The following is a 26,497-nucleotide window of genomic DNA, read 5'->3' on the forward strand; positions in this document are numbered from 1 at the left end:
TACGGTGACAGCAGTCGCCCCAGTGGGCTCGCAAGTCGACGCGGATGGCGAAGTCGGCTTCATTGACCAGGTGAAACATCCCTCCTGGTGGGATGACGAAGTACCCACGCCGTGCGTGGGCGACCGACTACACGTCGTCGTGTTGGATGCCACTCGAACCCCCCCACGTCTCAGTGCACTTGAGAAGGATATCCAGACTGCTGAAGAGTTGCGTTCCCGCAACTCGTGACACCTCTCCCGGAGACGACCTCCGCTACGCCAACCAGGCACTCGTTGTCCCGCATGTTTCAACGCCGAAAAGAGGGGACTTGACTAGAACGGTCAAGTATCGCCTGCGCAGCCCCATTGGCGGACTGGCTGCCAACCTCACAGCACATGCACGACCTTCCGCCGAATCAGGCCCTCCGGACGTGCAGATCCACGGCAGCGTACGCCTTGCTCTGCCACCCGGCGGACTGCACTGGAAAGATCTCGCATGGCTATCCTTCGGCGTCGCCCTGAACGTACCGGAATTGGCCAAGAGATTCCCTCAGGGAATCACGATCCACGCCACTTCGATCGACGCGCCATTGAGCGACTACCGCTCCGAAGTTGCAGCGCTGGCGATGAACCTGTGGCTGCGCGAAGAATTCAAAATTCCCTTTAATGATGTGGCTGCGGAGTTCAATGCATCGTCCGGAGACTACGAATTCAGATGGATTGACGAGAGAGACCCCTTCTCCGACCCTTTGATTGAGCCGAAATAAACTGGCCAAGGCGGTAGACCGCCCGGGCCCAACGTCGACTTCGGCAGCTTTTGAATGGATCTCCCATGTCGACCCGAAGTGCGCGCGCGATGCAAGTGCTCAGCAGGTTTGGAGAACTTGCCTGGTTCTCCCTTCCTTCGGAGAAACATCCCGTGTACAAATACCCACAAGTACCGTATATGGGGTGGCGCTACACGTCTACCCAAGAAGACACCGCACACCCCATCGAAGAAGCCGTGGGAGCGCTTTCAACAAAAGTTGAATGGACACTCGACAGGACAAGAAAAAATTGGCTCCTGGTTCCGACGCGGATTCTGCAGGAAGCCCATGGGCTCGACAGTCCAGCATTCGCGGACGTTGTCCACTCCGTAAACACTCAGGACCACGAATTTTGCTTCAGGGCGCTATCGGATCTCGACATCATCCTCCAGCGCCTGGAGCAGGTCCCGATCCCGAAAGCGAGAGTCGAATCCGGGGCGATCACCGAGGCTGAACCGACGGAGGTCGAGGCCGAGCATCGCGGCCTGGAGCGGCGGCACGCCGGACGGGAGAGACCATCGAGAGCCCAGGATATGTGGGATGACTGAAGAAATTCCGATCCGTGTCCAGAAAGATGACCAGAAGGAACAATGGAAGATTCTGATCGAAGGGGAAGGCCCATGGACTCTTCGCCTCGAATCAGACAACGGGGTTGAGTCGACGGCGAGCAGCGACAATATCTTTGAAGCCTTGCGATCTATGCGAAGAGAACTCTCATCAAGGAAAATCTTGCTCTGCTGCAACGGAGCACGCGTAAACGTCAGGCCGTCAGGTCTCTCCGCTTCGCACGGCGCCTGGATGGTTTACGTTCTCCACATGTGGCGCCCTGCGACAGTTCGGGATCTGGTTCCGGTCTTCGGTTACGCCCAGCCTCACAAAGTTAGCACCGTGGAGGAGCAGGACGCCTATTGGGAACGCCACCTCAAGAACAGAAAGAACTGGCTCAATTTCATCAACCCGGTGTGGTGGATCTACTTTCTCACAAGTTCCTGGGGAAAGCCCAAATGGAACAATTTCTAACTCTGCCGTCCACGTGAGCGCTACGGCCGCCACCTCCCCGACCGGTAGGGGCTGTCCCGTAAGTGGGTTCCGTGGTCGGTGGGCTTCATAGGAAGACCAGCGGGACGTCCTTCTCGATGCAGAGCCGCAGGACGCCCGCCAGGTGGCGGGCGTCCTCGATGTGTTGCTGGAGGAACTGGTCGCTGCACTCCCGTGCCCACTGGTCGGTGATCGCCTCCAGCCGGATCAGAATCGACGCGCACTCGGCAGGAGAGAGTTCGTCACCGCCGTCATCCGGATGATCGAGGAGGGGTTCCAGAGCGGTGGACACCTCACTCCACGGGCGCTCGCCGCCGAAGCCCCACATCTCGGAGAGGACGAACCCTTCGGCCTCGGCCAGACGCCGCCGGAACGCGGCAAAGCCGCTGTAGGACCAGGAGACATCCGGACTGCTGGTGTCTCCGTCGCCCGGGAAAAGAACCAGCCCCATGTGCCCTCCCTGCTTTCCGAGCACACAGGATCGAGGACATGGGGCAGCGTCGGCAACTTGGATGATCTTGGTGTGGCTGGTGTGCTTACGGCGTCGGAGCCGTCCTGGATAGCCCCGTTCACCGGGCTGAGCCCGCGTGCTTTCGGGAAGCTGGTGACGGTTCTGCGGCGTGAGGGCGCGGACGCGGTCCGCAAGGGCCGACCGTGGAGCCTTCCGCTGGAGGACCGTGCACTGCTGGTCGCGACGTACTGGCGCACCAACCTGACCATGCGCCAGCTCGCCCCGCTGTTCGGGGTGTCCAAGTCATCGGCCGACCGGATCATCGACCATCTCGGGCCGATGCTCGCGCTCCAGCCCCGCAAGCGGTTCGCCAAGGACACCGTGCTCATCGTGGACGGCACCCTGGTCCCCACCCGGGATCACACCATCGCCGAGCGGTCGAAGAACTACCGGTACTCCACCAACCACCAGGTCGTCATCGACGCCGACACTCGCCTGGTCGTCGTGGTCGGCCGGCCGCTGGCCGGGAACCGCAACGACTGCAAGGCGTGGGAGGAATCCGGTGCCAAGGCCGCCGTCGGCAACACCGTCACGATCGCCGACGGCGGATACCCAGGCACCGGACTCGTCATCCCGCACCGCCGGCAGCGCGGCCAGAGCGAACTGCCGGACTGGAAGGAGGAACACAACAAGTCCCACAGGCAGGTCCGGGCCCGGGTCGAGCACGTCTTCGCCCGCATGAAGACCTGGAAGATCCTCCGCGACTGCCGCCTCAAAGGCGAGGGCGTCCACCACGCCATGCTCGGCATCGCCCGGATGCACAACCTCGCCCTCGCCGGATAGGGCGGCGGGCCGTACGGCGGCCCGCCATGCCCGAGACGGCTCGAAGATCAATTACGGGACAACCCTTAGGCGTCCAGCAGTTGTCGGCTCGCGACCGTGAAGGGGTGTTCGGGTCCCAGGCCGCGTTGCCGACGATCGACGACGTCGGTCATCAACGCGATGCCCTCGTCCACGTCTCCGAGTGCGGCTCGGGTCCGGGAGAGCAGTTGCCGGGCGGCGAGCACGGTCGGGTACTCGGGGCCGAAGCTCCGCACATACGTCTCGGCGAACCTGCGGATCTCACGTTCGTCGGGCGGCGCTCGGCGATTGGCCCCAGGAAAGGGCAGCGAGGCAGTCAGCGGCATCTACCACAGTGAACGCCCGTCCTGGAACCCGTTCCGCGCAAGGAGGTAGCCACGAGGCTGCCGGAGCATACTCCTGGTGCACGCCATCTCCTTGTGCACGCATTCCCCGTCCCGGGCGTACGCGACGGCGCGGGGCGGACCGACCGGAGGGGGACGAAATTGAACGGACGGGAACGCGGCAGATCCCGTCGTCCGGGTCAGGGCGACGGTCACGGTGACCGGGTGAGCGACAGCGGGCGCGGCACGGCCGTCGGCAAGAACAACACCATCGTCACCGGGATCCAGAACGTCCACAACGGGCTGGGGTGGCCCGCGGTTGCGGGGCTCATCCTGCTCCTGGCCTGCCTTGCCATGGCGGGGAGTTACTTCCTCCTCCCGGAGGACACCGGGCGGAACAACCAGCCCCAGGATCCCCAGAAAGCCGGGGAGGAGCCTTTCCACGTAGCCGTGCGGCAGGTCTGGGACCTCCCGCAGGACGGCACCTTCTGGGCCTTCCCGGATCGGCTGCCCGCCGGCTCGCTCCATGCCCCCTCGGACCAGGACCAACGAGCGTCCCGGCAGTACGCCTCGCTCGGCGGCATACGCGGCGGCCGGAACTGCGGCGAGGTGTGCACGTCCGTCTCCCGCTATCACGTCACCCTGACCGGGAACCGCCTGCAACCCGTGCACATCGACGCGATCAGGGCCAAGGTGCTGTCCAAGAAGGCGGCGCCGTCCGGGACGTTCGTGTGCGTCCCGCCCCAGGGCGGTGGGCCCGCCGACACGGTCTACATCGACCTCGACTCCCCCCGCAAGGACGGGATGGAGGTCGACAAGCACAACACTCCCACGACGCGGATCTTCGCCGACGGCCAGAACCGTTACGCGGCCCAGGACGAGCCCCTCGACTTCATCGTGATCGGCGGCACCGCCGAGCCGGCGTTGTACACCTGGGAGCTGGAGCTGGAACTCAGCTACGACGGAAAGCAGGAGACCCAGACGATCCGCCTCAAGGACAACAAACCGTTCCAGACCGTGGGGTGGCTCCACGTCCCTGAGTACAAAGCGGTCTACGTGCGGAACCCCACCGGCGAACTGGTCGAATCCGGCGAGAAGCAGCCCAAGTGCACGCAGCCGAGCTGATCGGAGGCCGACCGGTTGCGCCGGCCCGGCGGCTCCCGGCCGGTCAGCGCAACGGGTCCGGTCGCCCGGCGTAGTAGGCCACGGCGACGCTCTCACTCTCCAGAAGCTCACCGATGTCCTCGGACGGTTCGCCCGGGGAGGCCGGTGTCAGTGGATCGAACAGCCGGACCGTCCACAGCGGCGACCGGGTGTCGAGGAGTGGCGTCCCCGGACCTTCGACGACGATCCCCCGCTTGCCGCAGCCGTAGGCGTCACTCAACTGTCCGGGCAGCGTGGGCGCGGCCCCTCCATGCCTGCGCTGGCAGCGCGTGCCGTCGGCCAGTTCGAGCGCCCAGGGTTTGGTCTCCGCCGTGGGCGCGGTCTCCCCGGACCTCTCCGCAGCGCGCACCAGCCCTTCCAGAGTGATGTCCCAGGCGTCGAGCGTCGTGTGGTGGTAGAGCGTCTTGCTCCACGGGCTTCCGCACAGCAGTTCGCGGGGGTGCTCCGGCTTGATCCAGCACATGGCCGCCCCTGCGACGTTGGGCGGGCAGGACACGATGTCGGGGACCAGCGCACCGGGAGGGGTCGTGCACGCGCTGCCGTAGATCTCCGCGGAGCGGTCCATCTCGACGACGGTGTAGTCGGGGCGCGGGTTGCCCCGGGGGGTCACCGGGACCACTGTGACCTTGCGGGTGGCTGCCGCCCCCGCCTCCGGCTCCGGTGCCCCGATGGTCTCGGCACAGCGCTGCCGCGCCGCCTCGTCCTTGGGATCAGAGGTGCTCACACACACCCGTGCGTCGCGTGGGGGACCCGGTGATGGTGCAGGACGCGACGCCGCCCTCTTTGCCGCACCCCCAGTACAGCAACCTGACAGACGGCGGCAGCGGCTTCGCCGTGCCCGCCCGCACCTGGGCCCTGCCTCCTTCACCCGCCGGGACGATCGTCGTACACGTGGTGGCCTTTGCGGTGAAGGTGCAGCCGTCCCGGGGCGCTCCGGGCACGGTCAGCGCGACGACGTCGGAGTAGCCGGATATCCGGAGGGTGACCTCCGTCGGCCCCGAGTCCCACCGGCGAAGCGCTGCTCCGGCGAAGACGGCTCCGGCCAGGAGGGCGAGGACGGCCAGGCCGAGGACCAACCTCGCCAGCGGGCCGCGGGGTGTCCGCCGGACCGACGACCGTACGGGAGGGTTGACCGTCATGTCCCGATCGTAGGGCTTGAGGACCTCCGGACGCCGGGCCTCCGCGCAGCCACCGCTCCCCTACTGGACCTTCGAACTCCGCTGGCACAGGCCGGAGATGCGGCGCTCTGCCGGGTGCGGCCTCTTCAAGTCGCGGAGTCACGGAGCGCCGGCGCGCACGAGGAGCGTCCCGATGTGCCCGGGGTGGGGCGTGTCGAGGACCCGCGCGTCGGCCGTGGCGAACCCTGCCCCGGCCACGAGCCGTGATGCTGTTGGCGTCGGGAACGCGGCAGCCTGGTCCAGGTCGCCGGACCACTGCTCAGTCCGACGAGGAGAGGACACGTCCGTCGACGTGCTCACGCCGTGCCTTCCGCGTTTCCGTCCGCGTTTCCGTCCGCCCCGCGAAGCCGCGCCGCCTCGCGCCTGCACACGTCCTTGACGTCCTCGGGGGAATCGTCGAAATCGCCCCGGGCGATGCTGTCCAGGGTCCGCAGAATTCCGTCATCCGGGTCCGCACACCGGCAGTCGGGCTGGGCGGCGCGTGTCAGGAGCGCGCCCGTGACGCCCGCGACAGCGGCGAAGAGGGCCATCATCGCCGCGTTGGAGAAGAGTTCCCGGGCGCCGGAGGTGTCGGTCGCGGGCCAGGCCCCCACCAGCCAGGCGCCGACGACCACGGCCACGGCGGGGACACGGAGTCGTCCCGCGTAGATCGCGGCGGTGACGGCGACTCCGCACAGCGGAGGGATGACCCAGTTGGTGATCGAGGCCGCCTCGGCAGGCGGATAGGCGCGACCGACCACCACCGCGCAGATCGCGGCCACGGCCACGTCGCCGACCACCCACCGCGGGGTGAGGCGGCGCCGACGGATCGCCACCGTGAAGAGAACGGCCGACCAGATCGCGGCCAGGACATAGGTGATGAAGACCTCTGGCTGATAACGGCCAAGACCATGAGCCGCCGGAACCCAGATCCACAGGGCGAACTGTGCGCCGCGCAGCCAGGCCAGCCCGAGGACGATCATCTGGTCGGTGCGTGCGCGTTCGCTGCCCGGCGGGGCCGAGGACGTAGTCATCGGCTCAAGTTGGCACATCCACAGCCGCGCCGGAAGACTCGACCGCCGTCGCGAAGTGACGCGAACACGGTTCGTGCACAACTGGTGCATTACCAGGGCGCATCTCCACCGCCAGACGCTACCTTGTGACGAAAGCTACCTGTATGTAAGGGGCGTTGAGTATGCCGGCCTGGGTGAAATGGCTTGTCGGGGTGGTGGCGCTCGGGCTGATCGTGGCGACACCGCTGGTGTGGCTCAACGATCCGGGTGCGGGTGAATTCGTCGGTGCCTCACTGCAGGCGGGGACCGGTGTCGCCGCCCTCGCCTGGGCCTTGATCACCGGCCTCGCAGGCGACGGTCCCGGAGCCGAGGTGACCGGATCCGGCACCGCGCGCGCCACCGGCGGCGCCAAGGCTCGGACGGGGATCCGGCTACCGGGACGTGGACGTGTTCGCGGCCCACTGCGGGTGGAGAACAGCGGCGACGCCGTCGCGCACGGCAGCGGCAGTGAGGCCGATACCGGTATCACCGGCAGCAACAGCTGATCGCTGAGCGCGTCAAGACTGTGAGCGGCTGCTCCGGTCTCCGTCCCCGCCGCCCTCCGCGAGCTTGCGTTGCAGCAGATCGTGGCGGAACTGGTAGACGGCCCCGGCCTGGCGCAGCACCCCCCGCTCGTGCGCGTCGGCCAGCAGGACCCACGCCCGCCAGGGCAGTCGGCCGGTCAGTGGGAGCCATAGGCGCCCCAGGACGAGCCACCGGCCCCAGGCGTGCGCGCCGACGCCGAAGGCGAGACCGATGACAGGCCCGAACACGATGCCGCACACCGGCCCGACCAGGGCGGCGAGCACGAGGCCGTACGCGGTCCCGATGGTGATCGACTGGAAGACCGTGTAGGTGCGGTTCGACAGGAGCAGTTCGGTGGGGGTGACGACGGTCTCCTTGCGGGTCGGGGCCAGCAGCGCCGCGCCGAGGGCGAACCCCAGGCCGATGGTGCCCCCGAGTACGAGCCACCCCCCGTAGCCGCCGACGGGCGCGTCCGCCAGGAGACCGATCAGTCCCACGGCGCATCCGCCCGCGAGGCCGCCCGCGAGGCCCAGCAGAGTCTCCAGACGTACGGGTTTGGCCTCGGCCTCAGGGTCGCTGTGCCGGGCCCAGCCCGACAGACCACTTCCCAGGGCGCTGCCGATCCCGCCCGCCAGAGCGAGCGCGGGCCAGCCCCACGCGGTGACGATCGGCCACCCGATGAGACCCACGACGACTCCGCCGGTGAGTCCGGACACGAGCTGCGGCAGTGCATGCCTGGCCCGCCCGGCTATCCGTAGCTCCATGCGTGCCGGGACCGGCCCCCTGCTCCACCCGACGGCCGCGCCGAGTGTGCCGACGGCCAGGGCGCCGACCAGAGCGCCCACGGGGCCGAACACCACGAGGCCGGCGAGAGCCCCCGTCACGGCGGCCAGAACTCCGAACACCGGCATGCGCTGGGACCGGGGTACGCCGTTGCCCATGAGCCACCAGGCCAGATCGGAATCCTGGTCCGGGCGGTGCCGGGCAAGGTGGCCGAGCCAGCGACGCACATCCTCGATCTTCCACTGCGGGGCGGGCCGGACCTCGCCGGGCCGCGGGCGTCCGGCGGGCCGCCGCTCGTAGACAGCCGCAAGAAACTCTTCCAGAAGGTGGGACTTGACGGCCTCGGTCGAAGCGAACCGTTCGGGATCGAGGAGTTCGACCGGGTCGGGCCCGGCGCTGCGGCCGTTGCTGTACACCGCGCGGGCGAGCCCGACCATCAGCGGGACGGCCAGCGCCGAACCCGCCGCCGTACTCGTCAGTTCCACGGGCCCCTCCCGTAACCGCCCGAGGAACGCGTCCCACTTGTCGGCGGCCGAGGACCGCGTGGTCCGGGGCAGGTAGGGCGTCAGGTCGTCCAGGGTCAGGGCGTCGAGGACGATGGCCGCGGCGCGTCGGAGCACGCCCGCCTCCGCGACGGCCGCAGCGTACTGCTCGGGCCTGCTGGTGAGCACGAGCGGCATGTCCGTGGCGTTCAACTCCCTTAGCGCGTCCCGGTAGAGACTCGGGGCCATCTCGTCGAATCCGTCCAGGACGGGCAGTACCCGACCGGCCTCCAGGAGCCCGGCCGCCAGGCTCTGGCCATCCGGGCCGAGGGCGGTGAGACCGTGGTAGTCACGCAGGATCTGACCGGCGAGCCAGTCCACCAGCCGCTCGTCCGCCGGATTCCAGGCCCTCACGCTGAAGAGCACCGGCACCGGCACCGTCGCCGTCGCCGTCGCCGGATTCGCTTCGGTGAGCGGTGTCGCGATCAGATCGAGGACGAGCCGCTGAGCGATGACGCTCTTGCCCGAACCGGCCCCGCCCAGCACGACGAGCCGCTCGGAGGGAACAGCCCGGTACACCGTCGCGATGTCCTCGAACCGGCCGTCCAGGACGAGCGGCGGGGACTCTGCGTCGGGCCGCGTACCGCGAATGTTCGCCATGTGGTCGCTGAGGCCACCCGGTGCGGTGTGCCAGCGCAGCGGCAGGGGGTAAGGGTCACCGATCCCCCTGCGGCGCTCCTGTTCCCTGCCCTGGTTCGAGACCTGCCTCGCGAGAAGCTCCGCGGCTGCCGCCAGTTGTTCGGGCCATGGGGTGGGCGGGGCTGCCATGAAGTACTGGCGGAACTGCCGAACGATGAGAACGCCCGAGTTGGCGATCGAGTTGTCGCCCTCGGCTCGGGCATCCCCGGAGTTCGTCACCTGAGATCTCGCGTTGTCCCGCCAGGCCACGACGCACGCACCTCTGTTTCCGCCAGGACCGTACGGGGCCTGACACGGCAGGATTTTACGCAGCGGGCCCGCGTTCCCGTCCGGTTTCCCACAGGACACAGGGAGACCGCACAGCCCGGATACGCCGGATACGGGGGCCGCGAAGTTCCGTTCCGCTTCCCGGAGACGGCATCGGGCGGCGGGCGCGAACACGTCGCGTCGCGTGAACAAGGCGCCCCGGGGCTGCTGAAGGTGACCAGCCATCGCAGGCCGAAGCACGGAGACGCTGCTGACCGTGTCCCGTCACGGAGCGACCGCGCGGACGAGGAGCGTCCCGATGTGCCCGGGGTGGGGCGCGTCGAGGACCCGCGCTTCTGCCGTGGCGAACCCGGCCCGGGTGAGCAGGCGCTCCCAGACGGCCGGGCGGTAGCTGTAGCGGTAGGTGAACATCGCCTTGCCCGCGAAGCCGCCCTTGTACATGCCCTGCGGCCCGTACGCGCCGGGGATGGCCGGCGGCTGCGAGAACGCGAAGACGCCGCCGGGCCTGAGCCGCCGGCGGACCAGAGGGAAGAGACGGCTCGGGTCGGTGAACCAGGCGGCTCCGAAGATCGAGTAGATCGCGTCGTAGGTGTCCTCGTGATCGCTCAGGTACTCCAGCACCTCGGAGCACACGAACTCCGCGCCGGTGCCTGCCCACTTCGTGGTGGTCTTCTCGACCATGACGGGAGACAGGTCCACGCCGCGAACGGTGATGCCGTGCTCGGCGAGGTGGGCGAGGGCGCGGCCAGTGCCGCAGCCGATCTCCAGCACGGTGCGCGGGTCGCCCAGCAGCTCCGGGCCGGGTCCGTGACCGGCGTACTGGGTCCAGCAGAAACCGGGCTCGGCGTCGTCCTTGAAGGCGGAAGCGGCGTAGGTGTCCCACAGCTCCGTCTCGGCGGCGATGTCGTGGTGTGCGGGCAAGACGATTCCTCTTCGCAAGGGCCGGCCCCTGTCCTGCGGGGGGACCGAGGACAGGGGCCAGGGTAGGGCCGTTCAGTGGCTGTCGGGGACCTTGTTGTCGCATGGAGAGCAGTCCGTGCCGTCGATCGCCCACAGTTCCTCGTCGACGGCGAAGCCGATGGACTTCAGGAAGTCCGCCGTGCGCAGGCACAGGCCGTCGCGACGGCGCTCGATGAACGGGGCGTGGTGCTTGTAACGGCCCTCGTTGTACGCGTCGCAGAGGGCCCACCACACAGGCGTGTCGAGGATGAGCTGGTGGACTCCGATGTCGACGAGCTTGCCGACCCCGAGGTGGACCTCGGGGTGCTCCATGCAGCCGATGGTGTACATGACGGCGTTGCCGAGGATGCGTTCGGCCATGTCACGGACCATGGTGTGGTCGCGCAGCAGCAGGGCCACCTCGCGGTCCCAGAGGGTCATGCCGCCGTCCAGCACGTTGATCGTCAGGTGCTGGATGCGGGGCTGGACGGCGTTGAGGAGTTCCTTGGGATCCCGTGTGCGGGTGCTGGTGGGTCGGTCGAGGGTCGCGGTCATGGACTACTCCTTCGGAGAAAGGTCGTGCCGGACTGATGCGAGCCCGTCCCGTCTGTCGGCCCCTCGTGGGCTGGAAGCGCGGCACGGGCGTCTTGGACATCCCGCTCCGGCGAGGGCCAAGTGGAGAGCTGCCTGCCACGGCATCCGGGTTGGCGGCAGGCCGCCGTCCCCGCCGGGTCTTCCCGGGCTGCTCATTTCTCGTCGCCTTGCCGGAGCGCGTCTGCCAGTCGCATGGCCACGTCGGCGCGTACACGGCCCAGTTCCACGAGCCCGAGAGCGGGCGAGCCGACGTCGACCGCGAGCGAGGGCAGCACGATGCCTGCCTGGGAAAGTGCCGCTTTCAGGGCCTCTGCGGCCGCGAGAGGGTCGGTGTCCTGAGCCTGTGGCGCTGTAGCCATGAGCGAGACGTTAGGGATGGGCGGGGACCGGGGACAGGGAAGTTCCTCGAAGTTGCTTGACTTCGCGGGAGAGTTCCCCGAAGTTCCTCATATGACCCGTCTGAACAGCGCGCATGAGGCGACGCCCGTGGGGAGGCTTGACGCATCGGTCCCCTGCGAAAGGAACTGCTCATGGTGCGACGGCTGCGCTTCAACGGGACGGGCAGCGGCGTCAATGGGTGCCCGTCTGTCCATGAGGACCTCGACACGGGCGAGGTCATCGTGCACGGCCCGCCGCTCACCGACCCCGAGGACATCGCCCGGCTCCGACACCTGGGCGAGGGCGAGGTGCCGGTCGTGGTGCCACGCGAACTCCTCGTGGACTGGGGGCCCAAGGACATGACCCGCAAAGCGAAGGTCATCGACCTGGACGAGTTCGACCGGCTCTTCACCCGGTTCGAGCACACGGCCTGGCGGCTGGAAACCCGGCGTCGCTACGCGTCGGACCAGGTCACCGAGACCTACGCCCAGTTCACCCGAGGTGAGCCGGTGGACTGGGGCGACCAGGACTCGGAATGGTGTGCCAACCGGCGCGCACAAGCCGCGCTCGGCAAGCGGGTGGAACGGGTGCGTGTCGTCGACGACCCGCCCACGACCGGTCAGCTGTACTTGCTCGACAACGCACGTCGCAACAGCGCTGTCGGCGAGCGGATCATGAATCTCCGGCGCGTCGACGCCGACCGGCTGAACCTCCCCTCCGAAGACTTCTGGATCTTCGACTCACGGATGGTCGCGTTGCTCACGTTCGACGATGCCGACAACCTGGTAGGCGTCGAACTGATCACGGAGCCCGCCGAGGTGGTGCGGTACTGCATGGCGCGCGACGCGGCCATGCACCACGCCGTCCCGTACGAGGAGTTCGCGGCCGGCCTGGCCGTGAAGGAGTAACAGGAGCAGGTGTGTACCGGTGAGCACGGACTACCAGAAGGCGCGCGAAGCCCTCGGGATACGCCTCCGGGAGCTTCGGCTGTCAGCCCTCGGCGGCCGTCTCACCGGTACCGAGCTGGCCGACAGGTGCGGATGGCACAAGTCGAAGGTCAGCAAGCTGGAGAACGGCCGGACGACACCAACGCCCGACTGCCTACGCAGGTGGGCCGAGGCAACCGGCCGACCGGAGGCGTACGACGAACTGCTCGGACGGCTGCGGGGCTTCGAGTCGCACATCCGGTCATGGCGGCGACAGCTGGCCTCTGGGCACACGGCGGTCCAGGACACCCACCTGAGCGCCCATGCCGACGCCTCCGTATTCCGTGGCTGGGAGTCGTCCATGATCTTCGGGATTCTCCAGACGCCGGACTACGCGCAGTCGATCTTCACGAGATACGCGGAGCTACAGAGATCGCCGCGCGACACCGAGCAGGCAGTGCGCTCCCGGATGAAACGGCAAGAAGCGCTCTACGACTCGTCGAAGTGTTTCCACCTCATCCTGTGGGAAGCCGCCCTGCACGCCCGGATCTGCCCTCCTTCGGTGCTCGCCGCCCAACTCGACCGCCTCATGGGAGTCATCGGCCTCACCACGGTCGAACTGGGGATCATCCCGCTCTCCGCCGCCCTCAAGATCCCCCCGGCCACGGCCTTCTGGATCTATGACGATCGCCAGGTGATCGTAGAGAACTGGCACGCGGAGTTGTGGATCGACGACGAGACCAGTGTGGACACCTATCTGCGCACCTGGACGACGCTCCGGGAGTCCGCGGTGTACGGCGTTGACGCGCACCGTCTCATCAGTGCGGCGCGGCGGGCGTTGCCCTGACCGATCGGGACGGCGGGCCATGCGTCAGAGAAGCGACTCTCATCAGCTCGCGCACCAGCGCCTCCCCGGCGGGCAGTCGCTCATCCCCAGAGCGGACAAGGACCCCGTAGCCCTGATGCCGAACGCGGGAGGGTCTGAGCCCCGTTGAGAGACGCGCTGGGCCCTCGACACGTGCACACCCGCCGAGGCCCCAGCCCTTGTCAAAGTGCCGCGAACTCGACGAACGCGGTCCACGCCGTGGGGTCAACGGCCAGTGCGGCACGGGTGGTGTCCTTCGAGTCGCGGACGTGGACCCTGGCGGGGCGGACGGCGACCTCTACGCACTGGCCGCCATCACCCGCGCTGTAGCTGCTCTTGAACCATGCCAGGGCGTCGGTGTCCGGCCCCGCCTTTTCCCCGCTCATCTCTCTCCCAACAACTTCTCGATCAATGCCAGCGATTCTGTCGGAGTGTGGGCCTGCGCGCGAAGGATCCCGTACGTGCGTTCAAGCTCCCGCACCTTGTGACGCTCTGTGTGCACACGGCTGTCGCCTTGTACTTCCGTGTACGCGATCCTGCGCCCATCCTTGGCCTCCATCAAGGTGAACGGTCCAGCGAGTCCGGCATGTTCCTGGCGGGACAACGGCATCACCTGGATCACCACGTTGCGCTTCTCCGCGATCAGCATCAGGTGCTCCAACTGCCCTCGCCAGACCGCCTCTCCGCCGAGGGGCCGGAGCAGGACAGCCTCCTCGATCACGAAGCTCAGATGCGGCGCCGGGCGTCGAGCGAAGATCTCCTGCCTCGCGAGCCTTGCGGCGGCTCGCTGCTCCATGAGCGCTTCGTCCAACAGCGGCTGCCACATGGCGAACACCGCTCGTGCGTACTCCTCCGCCTGCAACAGGCCGTTGACCAACTGAGTGTCATACACATGCAGCTCGACCGCCTCGGCCTCCAACTTGGCCGCATCCCGGAAAAACGCCGGATACTGAGCCCGAGCCACCTCCTGCTTGCTCGCACTCAACACCCCACCCGCACCGAGGACTTCATCCGCCTGGTCGATGAACTTCGGCGGCGGGATACGCCTCGCCTGCTCGAACGACGCGATCGTCGAGGCCGAGTACCCGGTCAGCGAACCGAGCGTCGCGCGATCCATGCCCGCCCGCTCCCGGAACAGCTTCAACTGGCGCCCGAACACGGAGAGCGTGCCCGTCCCGACCTCGTACTCCGGCTGCTGAACCTCGTCGTCCACGCCGCGACTCCTCCCGTACGACCACCTCAGCCACCGGACTCCGCCCGCCCAACGCACGGCCCGGGACCCGGTCACGCCACCACCACGTACAAGCGCGCCGCCCGCGTGTACAGCCCGCACCCGTCAGCACGTCACTCCTGGTCAACGCTACGCAGAGTCCGCGACCGTTGACCCCATGAAGTCAGCAACTCCCCCGAACGGGCATATGCCACAGCGCCCCGCACCCGAACGCGAGTTCACCATGCGCTTCACCTCCACGCCGCGCGGGGCCCGCCTCGCCCGCCGGCTCGTCTCGCACCGTCTGCACGACTGGGGCCACCCGTACACGACCCCGGTCAACGAGATGCTCACCCTCATCACGGCCGAACTCAGCGCCAACGCCGTACGCCACGGCCACGTCCCCGGCCGGGACTTCCACCTCCAACTCACCCTGGCCGAGGGCACGTTCCGCGTCGAGGTGACCGACACCCGGGCCGAGAAACGGCCTCCCGCCAGTCCCCCGGCGACCGACTCGCTGTCCGAATCCGGCCGGGGGCTGCTGCTCGTCGCCGCCCTCGCGGACGACTGGGGCGTCAGCCCTCGCCTGGCCGCTCCGGGCAAGACCGTGTGGGCGAAGCTGCACGTGCGGGCCCAAGGCCACCCGCTCACACACCGGGTGGCCCCTGGGCCGACGGACCTCGATCTGCTCCTGACTACTGCTTCGCTGCTGCGCGACGACCTCGGGTCGCGGCCGGAGGACGCCAGCCACGGAGGTCGTCGTCCGTGAGGCCGTGCTCGCCCTGCTTCTGCTGGCGGTACCCGGCGAAGAAGTCCGCCGGGGAACCGCTGTAGTTCATGTCGAACTCGTTGTGCCACTGGGACAGCCACGGCTGGAGTTCCAGCAGGCCGGCGAGGAACGGGGTGATCTCCTCGGTGGACAGCGCGGTGTTGGTGAAGTACGTGGCGAGGGCCTGCGCCTGCTCCCGGTGGTCCCAGCCGGCCCAGCCGTACAGCTCAGGGGTGGCGGCGTTGGTCTGCCCGTACGAGATGAACCGCTCCTTGGGCACGTCGAGCTTGCCGCGCGCCCTCCAGTAGGAGGGGCGGAGGAAGTCGGCCGAGGTGTACTTCGGCGGCACGGGGATGGAGTCCCGGATCTTCCGCTTGGCGGGCTCGTCAGGCGCAGCGTCCTCCTTGCGCTGAAGGTCCCACACCTCTTCCCAGTCGGCGCGCTTCTTGATGCCGGAGGGTTTGTAACGCAGGGCGGAGAGGAACGGCACGTGCTCGTCGGTGATCAGCTCGGCGACGACCTTCGCAAGTTCCTTGCGGGGCGCGTAGAGCTTGGCGACGGAGACGAAGTCCTCGTCGCGGGAGAGCGCGTCGGTGAGACGGGCCAGGGTGAGGATGGCGGGCTGGCCGTTCTCATCGAACCAGTGGTCGCGGTTCTCCATCCGGTCGAGCAGCCAGGAGCGCAGAGCCTTGTCCTGGAGGGCGTCCCAACCCTCGGTGGCCCAACGACGCTTGTACTCGGGGCGCTCGACCATGCCGATGGCGCGGTTCGACTCGATGGCGTCGATGCGCTTCTGCACGACCTCACGGTAGAGGGCGGGCCAGTGAGCGGGGATCTCCGTGATGGGCGTGGAGCCGTGCCGCTTGAACCACTCTCCGCTGGCCTCGCCTGCGGCTACACGGCGTGCGAGGACGATCTCGAAGGCGCGCTCGCCGAGGGCGAGTTCGGGGATGTTGGGGTCGCCTGGGTTATCGGAAACGCGGAGGTCTTCGGCGTGAAGGCTGTAGAGGGAGTAGACCTGCCAGTCCAGCTCTTCTTGGAGGGCGATGATCCTGCCTCGGGTGGACTCCCAGCGAGCTTTGAGTTCGCGGAGAACGCTAGCAACGGGGGTGCTAGCGGCAGCAACTGTTACGGGGTTCGTTGCCATTAGCTGCTGGGCGAGAGAATCGAGGGTGGCGGCAAGAGCGACAGGACCCGAAGAAGGAATAGGGAATTCCTCCAACTTAGTACCCGTGAATTCGTAACTCCAGGACCAAGGCTGGTCGGACTGCCCGCCTCCAGACTCAGGACTACCACCCTTCTTGTGGCTCACTTGCTTAAGCCAGAACCCAGCAGTGGAGCTATTGAGCAGTCCTAGCAGCCGAATATGATCCTCCTCGTTTGCCCCCTCCCGCAGCTTAATGACCGGTGCAGACCTGTTAAAGACCCTGCCACCCCGATCCAAAACAAAATTGTTGTGCGTGGCAACGAAGGCAAACGCGATGGACAGTTCTGTCCTGTAGGCAGAGGACGTGAACTGCATATAATCCCACCATTGGAGACCCGCAGCGGCCATATCCCCTTGGAAGGTACGCCGCACTTCCAGCATGCGTCGCAGCGGCCACAGATCGACCGTCAAGTCACCAGGCTGAAGCTCTTTCGCATAAGGGAACCAAATAGCCTCCTCAGGAGTCGCGGTCCAGTCCCGTACAATTTCACCAATCATAAGAGGTTTAAGCCCCTCGCGGTCGGCCACGGTTCGGTAGGTTTCACGGAGCGGGCGAATGTACGCCTCATCGGATCCCGCACGAATGGCGCGCCCAATTGGCGGGTCAATCGCTGCCTTCATAAACCGCTGGCTAGAAGACCGAAGCTGCTCGACCATTTCAAGCCCGCCGTCTGCAAGGATCCACGGCTGCTTGCCGAAGTACCGCCCCCGCTCCAGATCATCTACGGATACCCATTGGCTCACTGAGCCAGGTTTGTCAATCTGGTCCACGATGGCACTCCATACCAAACCATCCTGGCCATTCTCTGGAGCAGCGGGTTCCCCCTCGACACTTCGAACCGTTCGAATTACCGGAGAACGCTTACTTCCCTCACGCCTCTTGCCTACCAAAATGACCGTCGGCGTCCCATGCCCGGGAATGTAGGCACCTGAAGTATCGATGACTTCCGTCAGCTCAACTCGATCACGGAAGTAGCTCTCGATGAGTTTCGTACCAAACTCTCGCTTCATAAAAGAGTTCGCCGTGATCTGCCCGACAATTCCGTACCCGCGCCCCTCGGCATCGCCACGTTTGGAGAGTTCGAAGAATCGCTGAGCAAATGGCACTGAAAGTGCATACGTTCCACCGCAAGCGTCGTACAACTCTCGGTACAGCTCGTTCAGCTTCTTGTCTTTAACGGTAATGTAGGGCGGGTTTCCCACTACCACGTGATAGCGCCCCTGCTGCAATATATCCGGGTGGTCGTGCACATCCTCCGTCGTGTACGCGAACTCCGCCAACTCATCCCCGCCGTCAACACCATCGAACAGACCAAGCTGGCGCATCTTAATCAGCGAGTCGCCCACTGCAAGGTGAATAGGCCAGTCATATTTCGCAGCCTCCGTCACCGTTTCGACACCACTCGCAGCCATCGCCGCAGTCAAGAGCCGGAATCTCGCAATAGCCACCGCGAACGGGTTAATGTCCACCCCGTGCACCGAGTCCAGCGCAGCCCTCACCCGCTCATGCACATCCCGCCCCGGCTGCCCCTCCCCCCACAACCGCACCAACCGCCGAAACGCCCCCAGCACGAAGTGCCCCGACCCGCACGTAGGGTCGATCATCTTCAGTTCCTCGTACCCGAACTCCCGTACCGCAGGATTCATCGTCCGGTCGAGGATGAACTCCTCCACGAACTCCGGTGTCTGGAGCAGCGCATACGTCTTCCGGGCGGCCTCGCTCAGGTCCTGGTACAGGTCCCCCAGGAACCGCGTGTCCCACCCCTCCGTGCCGTCCTCGTTCAGCGGGTCGGTGAAGTCGTGGACGAGGACGCCCGCCTCATCCCTCCCCCGCCAGAACTCGACCAGGTCCCGCGCACCGTCATGCGACAGCGGAACCTGGTACAGCGGGTTGTGCCGCTTGTCGAAGAGGAGCCGTCCCGCCTGCCCCTGCCCCAGTTCCTCGAATGCCTTTTCCAGCCAGCCCCGGTACGTCGGGTCCTCGTCCGACTCCACGTACGCGTCGTACCGCGACTCCGCCAGCTCGCGCCGGTCACCGTCCGGCCCCGTCAGGTACGGCTCCGGGATCAGCCGGTTGTCCTCGCAGAACCGTACGAACACGGTCCCCAGCACCCACGCCACCGCGACCTGCGTGACCCGCTCGTCCAGCCACGAGGTCCACGTCGCCGCCGTACGGCCCAGCTTGCGCGCCTGGTCGTACTCGGCCCTCAGCCGCGCACCGACGTCCCCCAGCGCCTTCACCTGTCGCCCGAGGTCGGTCTCGACCGCCTTGACCTGCTGCTTCAGGTCGTTCAACAGAGCCTTGCGGTCGATCACTTGACGTCTCCCTCGACACCACTGGCACTCGCACCGGCGCTAGCACTTGCCGCGCCCTCACCGGACCCCCGATGGGCGTTGCCCACCCACGTGTCCGGAAGCTGAATCCACTCCCCCAGGCCCGCCTGGTACGGCACGGCCACCTGCCCCAGCCGGGGCTCCCGCGACGGGTCGGGCTGCGGGACCAGGAGCCACAGCCCCCGCCCGCCCCTCCGGGCCGCCGACGCCAGCCGGTCCAGGACGCCCATCGCGTCGTACCGCGCGAACACCCCGGCCTCCGTCAGCAGCACAGGACCGACCGAGCCGACAGCACCGGCCCCGCCGCCCCCACCCCCACCACTGTCACCCAGCAACTCCGAGATCCGGGGCTCCACCGCCCCCCACGCCGTCCGCACGTACTCCGCGAACCGCACCGCCCCCTTCGAACCCGGCTCGGCCGCGTCCGCCTTGAGCAGGGTCTCCCAGGTGGGCTTGGTGCCCGGCGTGACCTGCGCGTGCAGGGCCTCCAGGAACAGCTCGGTCACCGACACCGCCTCCGTGCCCAACCGCCCGGCGCCCAGTTCCCGCACCGCGTCCCGCACCAGCTGCTGCCGTACGGTCAGCACCCGGTACCCGTCCCGGCGGGCCGACGCGAGGAGCCGTTCCTCCGCTCGCACCGCACCCGCGAGCTGCGGGTCGTCCGCGTACCGCGTCACCGCCCCCGTACGCGTCGACTGACGCCACGCCCCTGTCGTCAGATAGCTCGACGCGTCATCCACCCGCGTCGGCAAGTAGCGCAGCACGCCCTCGCGTTCGTGCATGTTGAGCGACAGGTCGAAGCCGGCGTCGCGCAACGCCTTGGTGAGCGGGCCGCCCGTCGGCAGTTCGTGGGTCGTGCCGCCGCGCCCGTCGGGAACGACCATCTCCGGGAAGCGGGCACGGACCCGCTCGTGCACGGCCTCACCCGTCAGGCCCGGCTGCTGCCCCTCCGGCATGCCAGGGATCCAGCGAACGAGCCCGGCTTGCGTGAGCCGCAGCGCCCGCACCAGCGACAGGTCACGCGGATAGATCTCCAGGCGCGGAGTGGCGGCGGCGTTCACGGACGCCGCAGCCGCCAGCTCCACCATGCGCCGCTCGTCCCAGTCCACCGCACCCGGCGGTACCGTCAGCGCGCCCAGCTCGGCCAGGACGGTCGCCGCCGTCGGCAGAGTGTCGAGCCGAGCGAGCCGGTCAGCGGTCTTGCCTAGCCGCGTCGCGTACTCCAGCAAGCCCGGCGCCGTCGGGGTGTCCGGGCCGTCGTCCTCCCGCACGTCGAGCGCGAGCAGGCCGGCGCCCAGGGACTCGTCCGTCGCCTTGCGGTTCGGCTGGTGCTGGAACTCGGCCTCCTGCGGGGCCAGTTGCTCCACCTCGACCACGGCCCGTACGGCGGCAAGCGCCATCGCGCGCCGCTGCTCGCGCCCGGCGAGATGCGTGCCGCGCCGGACCGCGAGGGCGTCCGCGATCTCCACCGCCGAGGCGACGCGCCCCATGCCCACCAGCAGGTCGATGATCTCCTCGCGCAGCGCCTGGACGGCGGGCTCCGCCTTCCAGCGCTTGCGCTCGTCCTTCAGCATCTGCGGGATACGTCCGTGGCTCAGCCCAAGGCCGTCCGCGACGTCCTTCTGCTTCGGCCAGACACCGATGTCGGGCAGCACGCCGTGCTCGTCGGGCAGGCGCAGCAACAGCCGTACCATCTCGGCCTTGTTGCGGTTGGAGCCGTTGTTGTTGACGGCGGGCACGAAGACGGTGGCGAGGGTGTCGAGGCTGACCGAGCGCAGCGTGCGCGGGGACAGGGCGCCGGCCGACGCGCCCGTCGCGAGCTGGCCCGCGACGGCCGACTCGGCGGCCGTGAGCTGCTCCAGCTCCTCCTTGGCCTCCGCGCGGCCCTTCGCCGTCAGCGGCGAGACGGGGATCTCGCGCAGCCGCTCGCCCCACTCGCGCTGCCGCTGCTGGACCTCGTTGCGGGTCTTGGCGCCCAGGCCGGGGGCGTTGACGAGCTTGCGGCGGCTGTAGTCGAGCAGTTCGCCGACCGTCGTGATGCCCAGGCCGTAGAGGAACGACTGGGCGGCGGGCGTGAGGCCGGAGACGGTCAGCGGGGTGTCCCGCGTGACCTCGGCGGCGAGGCGGTCGCGCTGCTGCTCGGCGGTCTCCGGCTCGGCGTCCGCGATCGCCACGGCGGCGGCGCCCTCGGCGGGCACCCCCTCCCCCGTGGCCGTGGCCGCCGGGGCCGGGTGGCGGGAGCGGTGGCTGGACGGGACGGTCTGCGAGGCGTCGAGGAAGACCTTGCGCCAGGCGTCCCGCATCGGTTTCAGCTCGGGGTACCGCTTGCCTGCGTCGCGGTGCAGGGCCTTCTGGAAGAAGGCGACGAGACCGTCCCGTACGGCCGGGTCGAACGCCTCGGCCGCGATGGTCGGGTACGGCCACTCCTTCGCGTCGGTCATGCGGGGCGGGAGACTGCCGTCGCCCCACTTGGGCAGTTCGCCGGAGGCCATCTGGTGCAGGGTGACGGCGACGGCGTACCTCTCGGCGTGCGAGTCGTACGAGCCGCGGGTGATGACGTCGACGAAGGGGTCGAGGTAGCCGTCGGTGCCCGCGTTGGTGCTCTTCGCCGGGTAGCCGGCGAGGGAGAAGTCGATGAGGACGAGTTCGCGGGTGCGGTTGGGGCGGATGCGGACGGCGATGTTGTCGGGCTTGATGTCGCGGTGCCAGACGCCCTCGCCCTCCAGGAAGTCCACGGCGCCGAAGAGGTAGTCGCCGTACGCCTCCAACTGGTCGACCGGGAGGCGGCCGTGCTCGCGGAGCTGGCGGGCGACGGTCTCCTCGCGGCGGCGCGGGCGTGCGCCGCCCTCGGTGCCCTGGCCGGGCTGCCCGTGCGGGCCGGTGTCGTCGCGCTCGTCGCCGACGTACTCCAGGGCCAGGACCGTACGGCCGCCGATGTGCAGCGGCTCGGGTTCGACGAGGCGGATGATGCCGGAGTGAGGGCGCAGACGGCCCATGGCCTCGGCCTCGCGGGCGAGGATCTCGCTGCGGCTGTCGGAGAGGGCGACCTTCAGCACGGCGAGCGGGCGGGTCCTGCGGGCCTCGGCCTGGAGGTCGCGGACGAGGAAGGCGCGGCTGGTGGAGCCGGTGCCGAGGCGGCGGCGGATCTCCCACCGACCGGCGAACACGTCACCGGCGACGGCCTCCAACGGATCCTTGTCGGCGGCTGCGGTGTCGTCGTCCTCGTCGGCCGACCCCTCCGCGGCGGTGGCCGCCTGGGCCGGGGCGGTGAGGGAGTCCTCGACGATCTCCAGCAGTTCCAGGAACTCGTCCACGCTGGACAGGCGCTGGCCGGGGCGGTAGGCGGTGGCGGCCTGCACCAGATCGTCCACGTCCTCCGAGAGGCCGTCCACCAGGGAGCTGGGGCGCAGGCCCTCCCCCGCCTCCAGGCGGGCCAGCAGCTCGGCCTGGCTGGCGGCCGGGGCCTTGCCGGTGACCAGGAGGTAGGTGAGGACGCCGAGGCCGTACACGTCGAGGTGGACGGGGTCAGGGTTGAGGGCGGTGAGTTCGGGGGCGAGGTAGGCGTCGGCGTCGTCGGCCACGTGCTGGGCGGACAGCGCGGTCGGCGCGAAGCGGGTCATGCCCTGGCCCTGGGAGGAGTCGCCGCTGCGCTGGGTGGCGATCTGCCAGTCGGAGATCTGGAGCTGCGGGGTGAGCCAGGCGGCCTCCTCCCCCACGGCCCGGCCCTTCCGGCCGCGCGGGCGGGGGACGACGAGCACGGAGCGGGCGGCGAGCGCCCGGTGGTGGATGCGGCTGGAGTGCGCGGAGCGCATGGTCTCGGCGAGCTGGCGGACCAGCGCCATCCGGCCGAGGATGTCCAGCTTGTCGCCGTACTGGACCAGGTACTCGTCCAGTTTCAGGGTGTCCGGGTGGTAGTCGAAGATCAGCGCGGGGCCGGCGGCGTGACCGGAGGGGAAGTACTGCTTGAGCTGGACCACGCCCGGGTGCTTGAAGCGGCCCAGCACCGCGGCCTCGCGGCGGGCTGCGTTCTCCACGGACTGGCGCAGGGAGGCGTCCGAGCCGCGCTCGCTGAGGTAGATGCGGACGCGGGCGGCCTCGGGGAGGTCGCTGTGGCGGGCGAGGTAGTCCGCCCAGGTGGGACCGGAGTCGAAGGACTTCCGCTCCAGCTCGTACGGACCGACCTTGTACTGCGCGTCGCTCTTGCGGATGCCGATGTGCTTGAGGGCCGCCTCGATCTCGCGCGAGCCGATCGCGGTGACGCGGCGCCGCTCGTCGCGCGGGGGTGCCTTGAGCATCTCGACCAGCTCGTCGACGGTGTACACACCGTTCTGGTCATGGGCGGGCAGGCGTACGCGGAGGCTGTTGTCGGTGAAGCAGACGGCCTCGGCGACCCAGACGCGCTTGTTGCCGGGCAGGGCGAGCAAGCCGGCCAGTTCCTTGGCCTTGCGGTTGACCAGGTGCAGCGGGTTGCCGTGCGTACGGCGGCGGCCACCGGGTGTGGTCTGCACCCAGGTGCCGTTCTCGGAGGCGACCGAGCCGTGCCAGTCCTTCAGCTCGATCATGCAGGCGCCGCCGGGGGCGACGACCAGCAGGTCCACCTCGCGGACGTGGCCGGTGTTCGCGGTGAAGGTGAAGTTCGACCAGGCACGCCAGGGGTCGGAGTCCGGCAGCTTCTCCCGGATCGCCTCCAGGCCGCGGCGTTCATGATCGAACTCGGACTCGGTGACCGTGACCCACCGGCCTTCCCGCATGCCGTTCCCCGCTCGTCGTGTCCTTCGAGGGCCCGCCGTTCCCCATGGTCAGACCCAGGGTCCAGATCCTAGTGGCTGGCCGTGCCCTGAAAAGAGACGGTGAAGGACGGGAGTACGGGACCTCGCACCCTTATCGTCCGGATTCGGCGACTTGGGCGTGCGGGCCACCCATATTCTGGAGCCTCGCCCATCCCGTCACGTGAAATTGCGCGAACTCCACACAGCCGAGGCCGTCGCGGTCGAAGCACTCCTCCCGTCTCGCGCCATCGCGTCCGGCGCCCGGAGCGGGACGCAGGACGCAGAGGCGTCCGAAATCGATCTGCCTCAACTGGCCCATGCACTAACGTGGTTACCCGCTGCGCACCTTCCCGGAAGGGTACGCCGGCGGTGTTCCAGGTGCCGGTCCTCGGCGCTGAGCGACGAGTGGTCTCCATCGCGTGTCTCACGCGGTGTGACTGCGGATGCCCGGTAGGGCGATCCCTGCCATTCCCAGCTCACGCTCAGGAGTGGAAACCGATGAACCCCGTTGAGTACAACCTTGCACGTCGTGACCGGATTCGTCAGATTCTGGTCGACGTCACGGTGGGAGTCATCACCAATCTGCTGGTGACGACCCTTGTCGTGGTAGCACGCCTGGTCTTCTGACCGGCAGGTGGCGGGCCCCGGGAGCCCGCCACTCCTCGTACCGGTCCGCCGTTTCAGAAAAGACGCAGCTCTCCGGGCGGAGTGTTCTTCTTCCGACGCTGCCTGCGGCGGCGGCTTCCCCGGGCGGGACGGGGCAGATGCGGCACTCGCGCCTGCTCCGGCAGGTTCTCCCAGGTGGGGCGCAGACCGTGGATCTGGACGTCGCCGACGAGCTTCTTCAGGTAGTGCCGGGTCTCCTCGTCCGTGGAGTAGAGCACCGTCGCTCGGCTCGCCCGGGTCATCAGCACGTGGTACGCGTGCCGGACGAGGCGGGCGAACTCGTCATCGTCCACGCTCTTCGGCTTCACCTTGGGATCGAACGACCCGGGAACGGCCACCCGCTTGACGCCCGCCTCCTTGTCCGCCGTCTCCTTGCCCCGGCGGAACACCCAGCGGTCGCCCCGGCGCACCATGTCCTCGCCCATGATCACACCGCACCAGTCCCACTCCAGGCCCTGCGCGGTGTACACACAGCCGATCTGGCCGAGGCCGTTCTCGTGCACGGACCAGATCTTGGACGGTGGGACGGTCTTGTTCTCGCAGAAGGATTCGCTGTCCGCGTTCCATGGCCGGTGCCATTCGCCGATCCGGACGTCGGCTTCGAGCCGCTTCTCCTTGCCCAGGGGTTTCGTCCAGGGCCAGCAGTATCCGGCGACCATGCGCGCGGACGCTCCCGCCGCGGCCTCGGAACGAATGATCCGCTCCAGTTCCTCCGGGCTGTCCACGACCTCGACGTGCATCAGTCCGTCCGGGGTCCACACCTCCGGCTCCGCGTCGGACACTCCCAGCGCGCCGCGCACCCAGCGGATGTAGCCGTCACTGCCGCCACACCGGAACTGTTCCCACAGGCTGCTACGGACCAGCTCGGCGCCGTAGCGCCGTGCCGCGTCCTCCACGAGGTCGACGGTGCCGACCTCCTGCGGACGCACGGACTGGCCTTCGTCGAGGAAGAAGATCGTCAGCCGGGAGGCGTCGAGCAGTTCGTCCACCTGAGGCTTGGTGCCCCAGTCCTCGGGTTTCCAGAAGCGGTTGGTGGAGCGGTCGCGCAGACGGTGTGCCTCGTCGCAGATCAGCACGTCCAGCGGCGGGTCGGGCGGGGTGACGAAGTTGCTGAAGTAGGTGAAGGTCTCCTTGAACTCCCGGTCGCCGAAGCCGACATGCTCCTGCAGGGCTCCGTTGAAGGCCCGGCTGCCGCTCGCGTACTTGACCGTGCGGCCGTCCGCCTCCAGTTCGGCCTTGAGCTGGAGGCCGATGGCACTCTTGCCCGTACCGGCACCGCCCGTGACGAGGAAGACCACCCGTCGCTCGTCGGGCAGGAGCGCGGGCCGCCGGGGATCGGGAAGCACCTTGGCGGCCGTCTCGAGGATGTCGTCCGCGACCTTCTTCTGACGGCCACGCAGGGTGAAGACCGTGTCCTCCCCGCTGGAGCGGATCATGGCGTCGAGCAGCGGGGTGTTGCGCAGGCCCATGCTCCGTAACAGGATCTCGGCCGCCGAGTCGGCACCGTCGGCGGCGAAGCTGCTGCGCAGGTCCGACAGCAGTCGGGCGCGGCGGTCGCGGGTGTAAACACGGGCATAGGCACCGGTCGGCGCGTCCACGCCGACCAGCGGGAGCACCGCGGCGTCCGTGGCGTTGTGCAGATAGGCGAAGCCGCCGCACTCGTAGTCCAGCCCGTGCAGCGGTCCTCTGGCACTCGTGAACGCCTCGTAGTACTCGCGCAGTTGTAGTGCCGGGTGCTTCTTCTCTCCCATACCGGGGACATGCACCAGCTCCGCGGTGGCTCGCTCCACCCGGGTCACCGTCGACCAGCGCTTCAGCTCGACGAGCTGGACGGACAGCCCCTTCTCCTCGGGATGATGGCCCACGAGGACGACGTCGATGAGGCGCGGGTCCCCGGTGCGGTCGGTCTCGTCGAGCGTGGCCGCGCACTCGACGACCATCTCCACGTTCCCACGGTCGGCGGCGACCAGATCCTCGGCGAGACGCACCAGGCTCTCCGCCCAGGCGGAACGTTCAGTCAACGAGGCGTCGGTGCTGAGGAAGTGCTTCCACCTCGCGGCGAGGTGAGGCACCATACGGCGTCTCGAGTTCAGGTTCAGCAGATCCCGCGCTGCCAGTTTCAGCAGGAGCATGGACACGAGGTGGATCCCCCAGGGCACGAGTGACTCGTGCGGGTGGGGGCATGTCCACGTGGGAAGCCCGTCGGGCCGCAATAACGCCTGGGATCTTAAGGACGTGATCGCCTTCTCCGAC

24 protein-coding genes are annotated in these 26,497 nt (G+C 68.2%); 10 read left to right on the forward strand and 14 right to left on the reverse strand.

The window, feature by feature from the left end; all coding sequences use genetic code 11:
* Window positions 1–308: 308 nt before the first annotated feature.
* The 3 genes from GWK25_RS32025 (at window position 309) to GWK25_RS32035 (ending at window position 1,805) form a co-directional block, all read left to right on the forward strand.
* Complete coding sequence (locus GWK25_RS32025; protein ID WP_215455040.1) at window positions 309–746, forward strand: hypothetical protein; 438 nt, start codon at window positions 309–311, stop codon at window positions 744–746.
* Window positions 747–811: 65 nt separating this feature from the next.
* A complete protein-coding gene (locus tag GWK25_RS32030) occupies window positions 812–1,333 on the forward strand; it encodes a hypothetical protein (protein WP_215455043.1) in 522 nt (173 codons plus the stop codon).
* Complete coding sequence (locus GWK25_RS32035) at window positions 1,326–1,805, forward strand: hypothetical protein (protein WP_215455045.1); 480 nt, start codon at window positions 1,326–1,328, stop codon at window positions 1,803–1,805. The genes GWK25_RS32030 and GWK25_RS32035 overlap by 8 nt, the downstream gene beginning before the upstream one ends.
* A gap of 85 nt (window positions 1,806–1,890) precedes the next feature.
* Here GWK25_RS32035 and GWK25_RS32040 read toward each other — a convergent pair whose 3' ends face one another.
* On the reverse strand, window positions 1,891–2,274 hold the full coding sequence (locus GWK25_RS32040) for a hypothetical protein (RefSeq protein ID WP_060884483.1): 384 nt from the start codon (window positions 2,272–2,274) through the stop codon (window positions 1,891–1,893).
* A 72-nt stretch (window positions 2,275–2,346) separates the two neighbouring features.
* Between GWK25_RS32040 and GWK25_RS32045 the strand changes: the two genes are divergently transcribed.
* Window positions 2,347–3,117, forward strand: coding sequence for a transposase (locus tag GWK25_RS32045; protein ID WP_215455047.1), 771 nt, complete (start codon window positions 2,347–2,349; stop codon window positions 3,115–3,117).
* A gap of 65 nt (window positions 3,118–3,182) precedes the next feature.
* Here GWK25_RS32045 and GWK25_RS32050 read toward each other — a convergent pair whose 3' ends face one another.
* Window positions 3,183–3,461 carry a tetratricopeptide repeat protein gene (locus GWK25_RS32050; RefSeq protein WP_251829123.1) on the reverse strand — a complete coding sequence of 93 codons (279 nt, stop codon included), beginning with the start codon at window positions 3,459–3,461 and terminating at the stop codon, window positions 3,183–3,185.
* Window positions 3,462–3,683: 222 nt separating this feature from the next.
* On the opposite strand from GWK25_RS32050, the gene GWK25_RS32055 reads away from it, so the two are divergent.
* Complete coding sequence (locus GWK25_RS32055) at window positions 3,684–4,583, forward strand: hypothetical protein (RefSeq protein WP_215455050.1); 900 nt, start codon at window positions 3,684–3,686, stop codon at window positions 4,581–4,583.
* A gap of 43 nt (window positions 4,584–4,626) precedes the next feature.
* Here the strand turns inward: GWK25_RS32055 and GWK25_RS32060 are convergent, their stop codons facing one another.
* The 3 genes from GWK25_RS32060 to GWK25_RS32070 all read right to left on the reverse strand — a co-directional run bounded on the left by GWK25_RS32060 (window position 4,627) and on the right by GWK25_RS32070 (window position 6,813).
* Window positions 4,627–5,346, reverse strand: coding sequence for a hypothetical protein (locus tag GWK25_RS32060; protein WP_215455052.1), 720 nt, complete (start codon window positions 5,344–5,346; stop codon window positions 4,627–4,629).
* Window positions 5,333–5,761, reverse strand: a complete 429-nt coding sequence (locus GWK25_RS32065; RefSeq protein WP_215455054.1) for a hypothetical protein — start codon at window positions 5,759–5,761, stop codon at window positions 5,333–5,335. Before GWK25_RS32065 ends, GWK25_RS32060 begins: the two co-directional genes overlap by 14 nt.
* A gap of 335 nt (window positions 5,762–6,096) precedes the next feature.
* Window positions 6,097–6,813: a hypothetical protein gene (locus GWK25_RS32070; protein ID WP_215455056.1), complete on the reverse strand. Its 717-nt coding sequence runs from the start codon at window positions 6,811–6,813 to the stop codon at window positions 6,097–6,099.
* Between the two features lie 161 nt (window positions 6,814–6,974).
* Here GWK25_RS32070 and GWK25_RS32075 point away from each other — a divergent pair, with 161 nt between their 5' ends.
* Window positions 6,975–7,337, forward strand: a complete 363-nt coding sequence (locus tag GWK25_RS32075) for a hypothetical protein (protein WP_215455057.1) — start codon at window positions 6,975–6,977, stop codon at window positions 7,335–7,337.
* 12 nt (window positions 7,338–7,349) lie between these two features.
* Here the strand turns inward: GWK25_RS32075 and GWK25_RS32080 are convergent, their stop codons facing one another.
* From GWK25_RS32080 to GWK25_RS32095, 4 genes are all read right to left on the reverse strand, one after another.
* Window positions 7,350–9,569, reverse strand: coding sequence for an NACHT domain-containing protein (locus GWK25_RS32080; RefSeq protein WP_308404363.1), 2,220 nt, complete (start codon window positions 9,567–9,569; stop codon window positions 7,350–7,352).
* Window positions 9,570–9,851: 282 nt separating this feature from the next.
* On the reverse strand, window positions 9,852–10,508 hold the full coding sequence (locus GWK25_RS32085) for a class I SAM-dependent methyltransferase (protein WP_215455058.1): 657 nt from the start codon (window positions 10,506–10,508) through the stop codon (window positions 9,852–9,854).
* A gap of 72 nt (window positions 10,509–10,580) precedes the next feature.
* Window positions 10,581–11,081 carry a hypothetical protein gene (locus GWK25_RS32090; protein WP_215455059.1) on the reverse strand — a complete coding sequence of 167 codons (501 nt, stop codon included), beginning with the start codon at window positions 11,079–11,081 and terminating at the stop codon, window positions 10,581–10,583.
* A gap of 191 nt (window positions 11,082–11,272) precedes the next feature.
* Window positions 11,273–11,479 carry a hypothetical protein gene (locus tag GWK25_RS32095; protein WP_215455060.1) on the reverse strand — a complete coding sequence of 69 codons (207 nt, stop codon included), beginning with the start codon at window positions 11,477–11,479 and terminating at the stop codon, window positions 11,273–11,275.
* A 171-nt stretch (window positions 11,480–11,650) separates the two neighbouring features.
* Here GWK25_RS32095 and GWK25_RS32100 point away from each other — a divergent pair, with 171 nt between their 5' ends.
* A complete protein-coding gene (locus GWK25_RS32100) occupies window positions 11,651–12,406 on the forward strand; it encodes a DUF6879 family protein (RefSeq protein ID WP_215455062.1) in 756 nt (251 codons plus the stop codon).
* A 19-nt stretch (window positions 12,407–12,425) separates the two neighbouring features.
* A complete protein-coding gene (locus GWK25_RS32105) occupies window positions 12,426–13,271 on the forward strand; it encodes a helix-turn-helix transcriptional regulator (protein WP_215455063.1) in 846 nt (281 codons plus the stop codon).
* A 200-nt stretch (window positions 13,272–13,471) separates the two neighbouring features.
* Here GWK25_RS32105 and GWK25_RS32110 read toward each other — a convergent pair whose 3' ends face one another.
* On the reverse strand, window positions 13,472–13,675 hold the full coding sequence (locus GWK25_RS32110) for a DUF397 domain-containing protein (RefSeq protein ID WP_215455064.1): 204 nt from the start codon (window positions 13,673–13,675) through the stop codon (window positions 13,472–13,474).
* Entirely contained in the window at window positions 13,672–14,502 is an 831-nt protein-coding gene (locus GWK25_RS32115; protein ID WP_215455065.1) for a helix-turn-helix transcriptional regulator, read from the reverse strand. Before GWK25_RS32115 ends, GWK25_RS32110 begins: the two co-directional genes overlap by 4 nt.
* A 205-nt stretch (window positions 14,503–14,707) precedes the next feature.
* Between GWK25_RS32115 and GWK25_RS32120 the strand changes: the two genes are divergently transcribed.
* Window positions 14,708–15,268 (forward strand): ATP-binding protein, encoded by a 561-nt coding sequence (locus GWK25_RS32120; RefSeq protein ID WP_215457747.1) that lies wholly within the window; start codon window positions 14,708–14,710, stop codon window positions 15,266–15,268.
* Here GWK25_RS32120 and pglX read toward each other — a convergent pair.
* On the reverse strand, window positions 15,195–18,791 hold the full coding sequence (gene pglX, locus GWK25_RS32125; protein ID WP_215455066.1) for a BREX-2 system adenine-specific DNA-methyltransferase PglX: 3,597 nt from the start codon (window positions 18,789–18,791) through the stop codon (window positions 15,195–15,197). The genes GWK25_RS32120 and pglX overlap by 74 nt on opposite strands.
* Window positions 18,788–23,560, reverse strand: coding sequence for a BREX system serine/threonine kinase PglW (gene pglW / locus GWK25_RS32130; RefSeq protein WP_215455068.1), 4,773 nt, complete (start codon window positions 23,558–23,560; stop codon window positions 18,788–18,790). The genes pglX and pglW overlap by 4 nt, the downstream gene beginning before the upstream one ends.
* 516 nt (window positions 23,561–24,076) lie before the next feature.
* Here pglW and GWK25_RS43915 point away from each other — a divergent pair.
* Window positions 24,077–24,205, forward strand: coding sequence for a DUF6408 family protein (locus GWK25_RS43915; RefSeq protein WP_251829125.1), 129 nt, complete (start codon window positions 24,077–24,079; stop codon window positions 24,203–24,205).
* 53 nt (window positions 24,206–24,258) lie between these two features.
* On the opposite strand, the gene GWK25_RS32135 is transcribed toward GWK25_RS43915, so the two are convergent.
* Window positions 24,259–26,265 (reverse strand): DUF2075 domain-containing protein, encoded by a 2,007-nt coding sequence (locus tag GWK25_RS32135; RefSeq protein WP_374200653.1) that lies wholly within the window; start codon window positions 26,263–26,265, stop codon window positions 24,259–24,261.
* Window positions 26,266–26,497 lie beyond the last annotated feature (232 nt).

Source organism: Streptomyces sp. ATCC 21386 (assembly GCF_018728545.1).
Classification (GTDB): Bacteria; Actinomycetota; Actinomycetes; order Streptomycetales; family Streptomycetaceae; genus Streptomyces.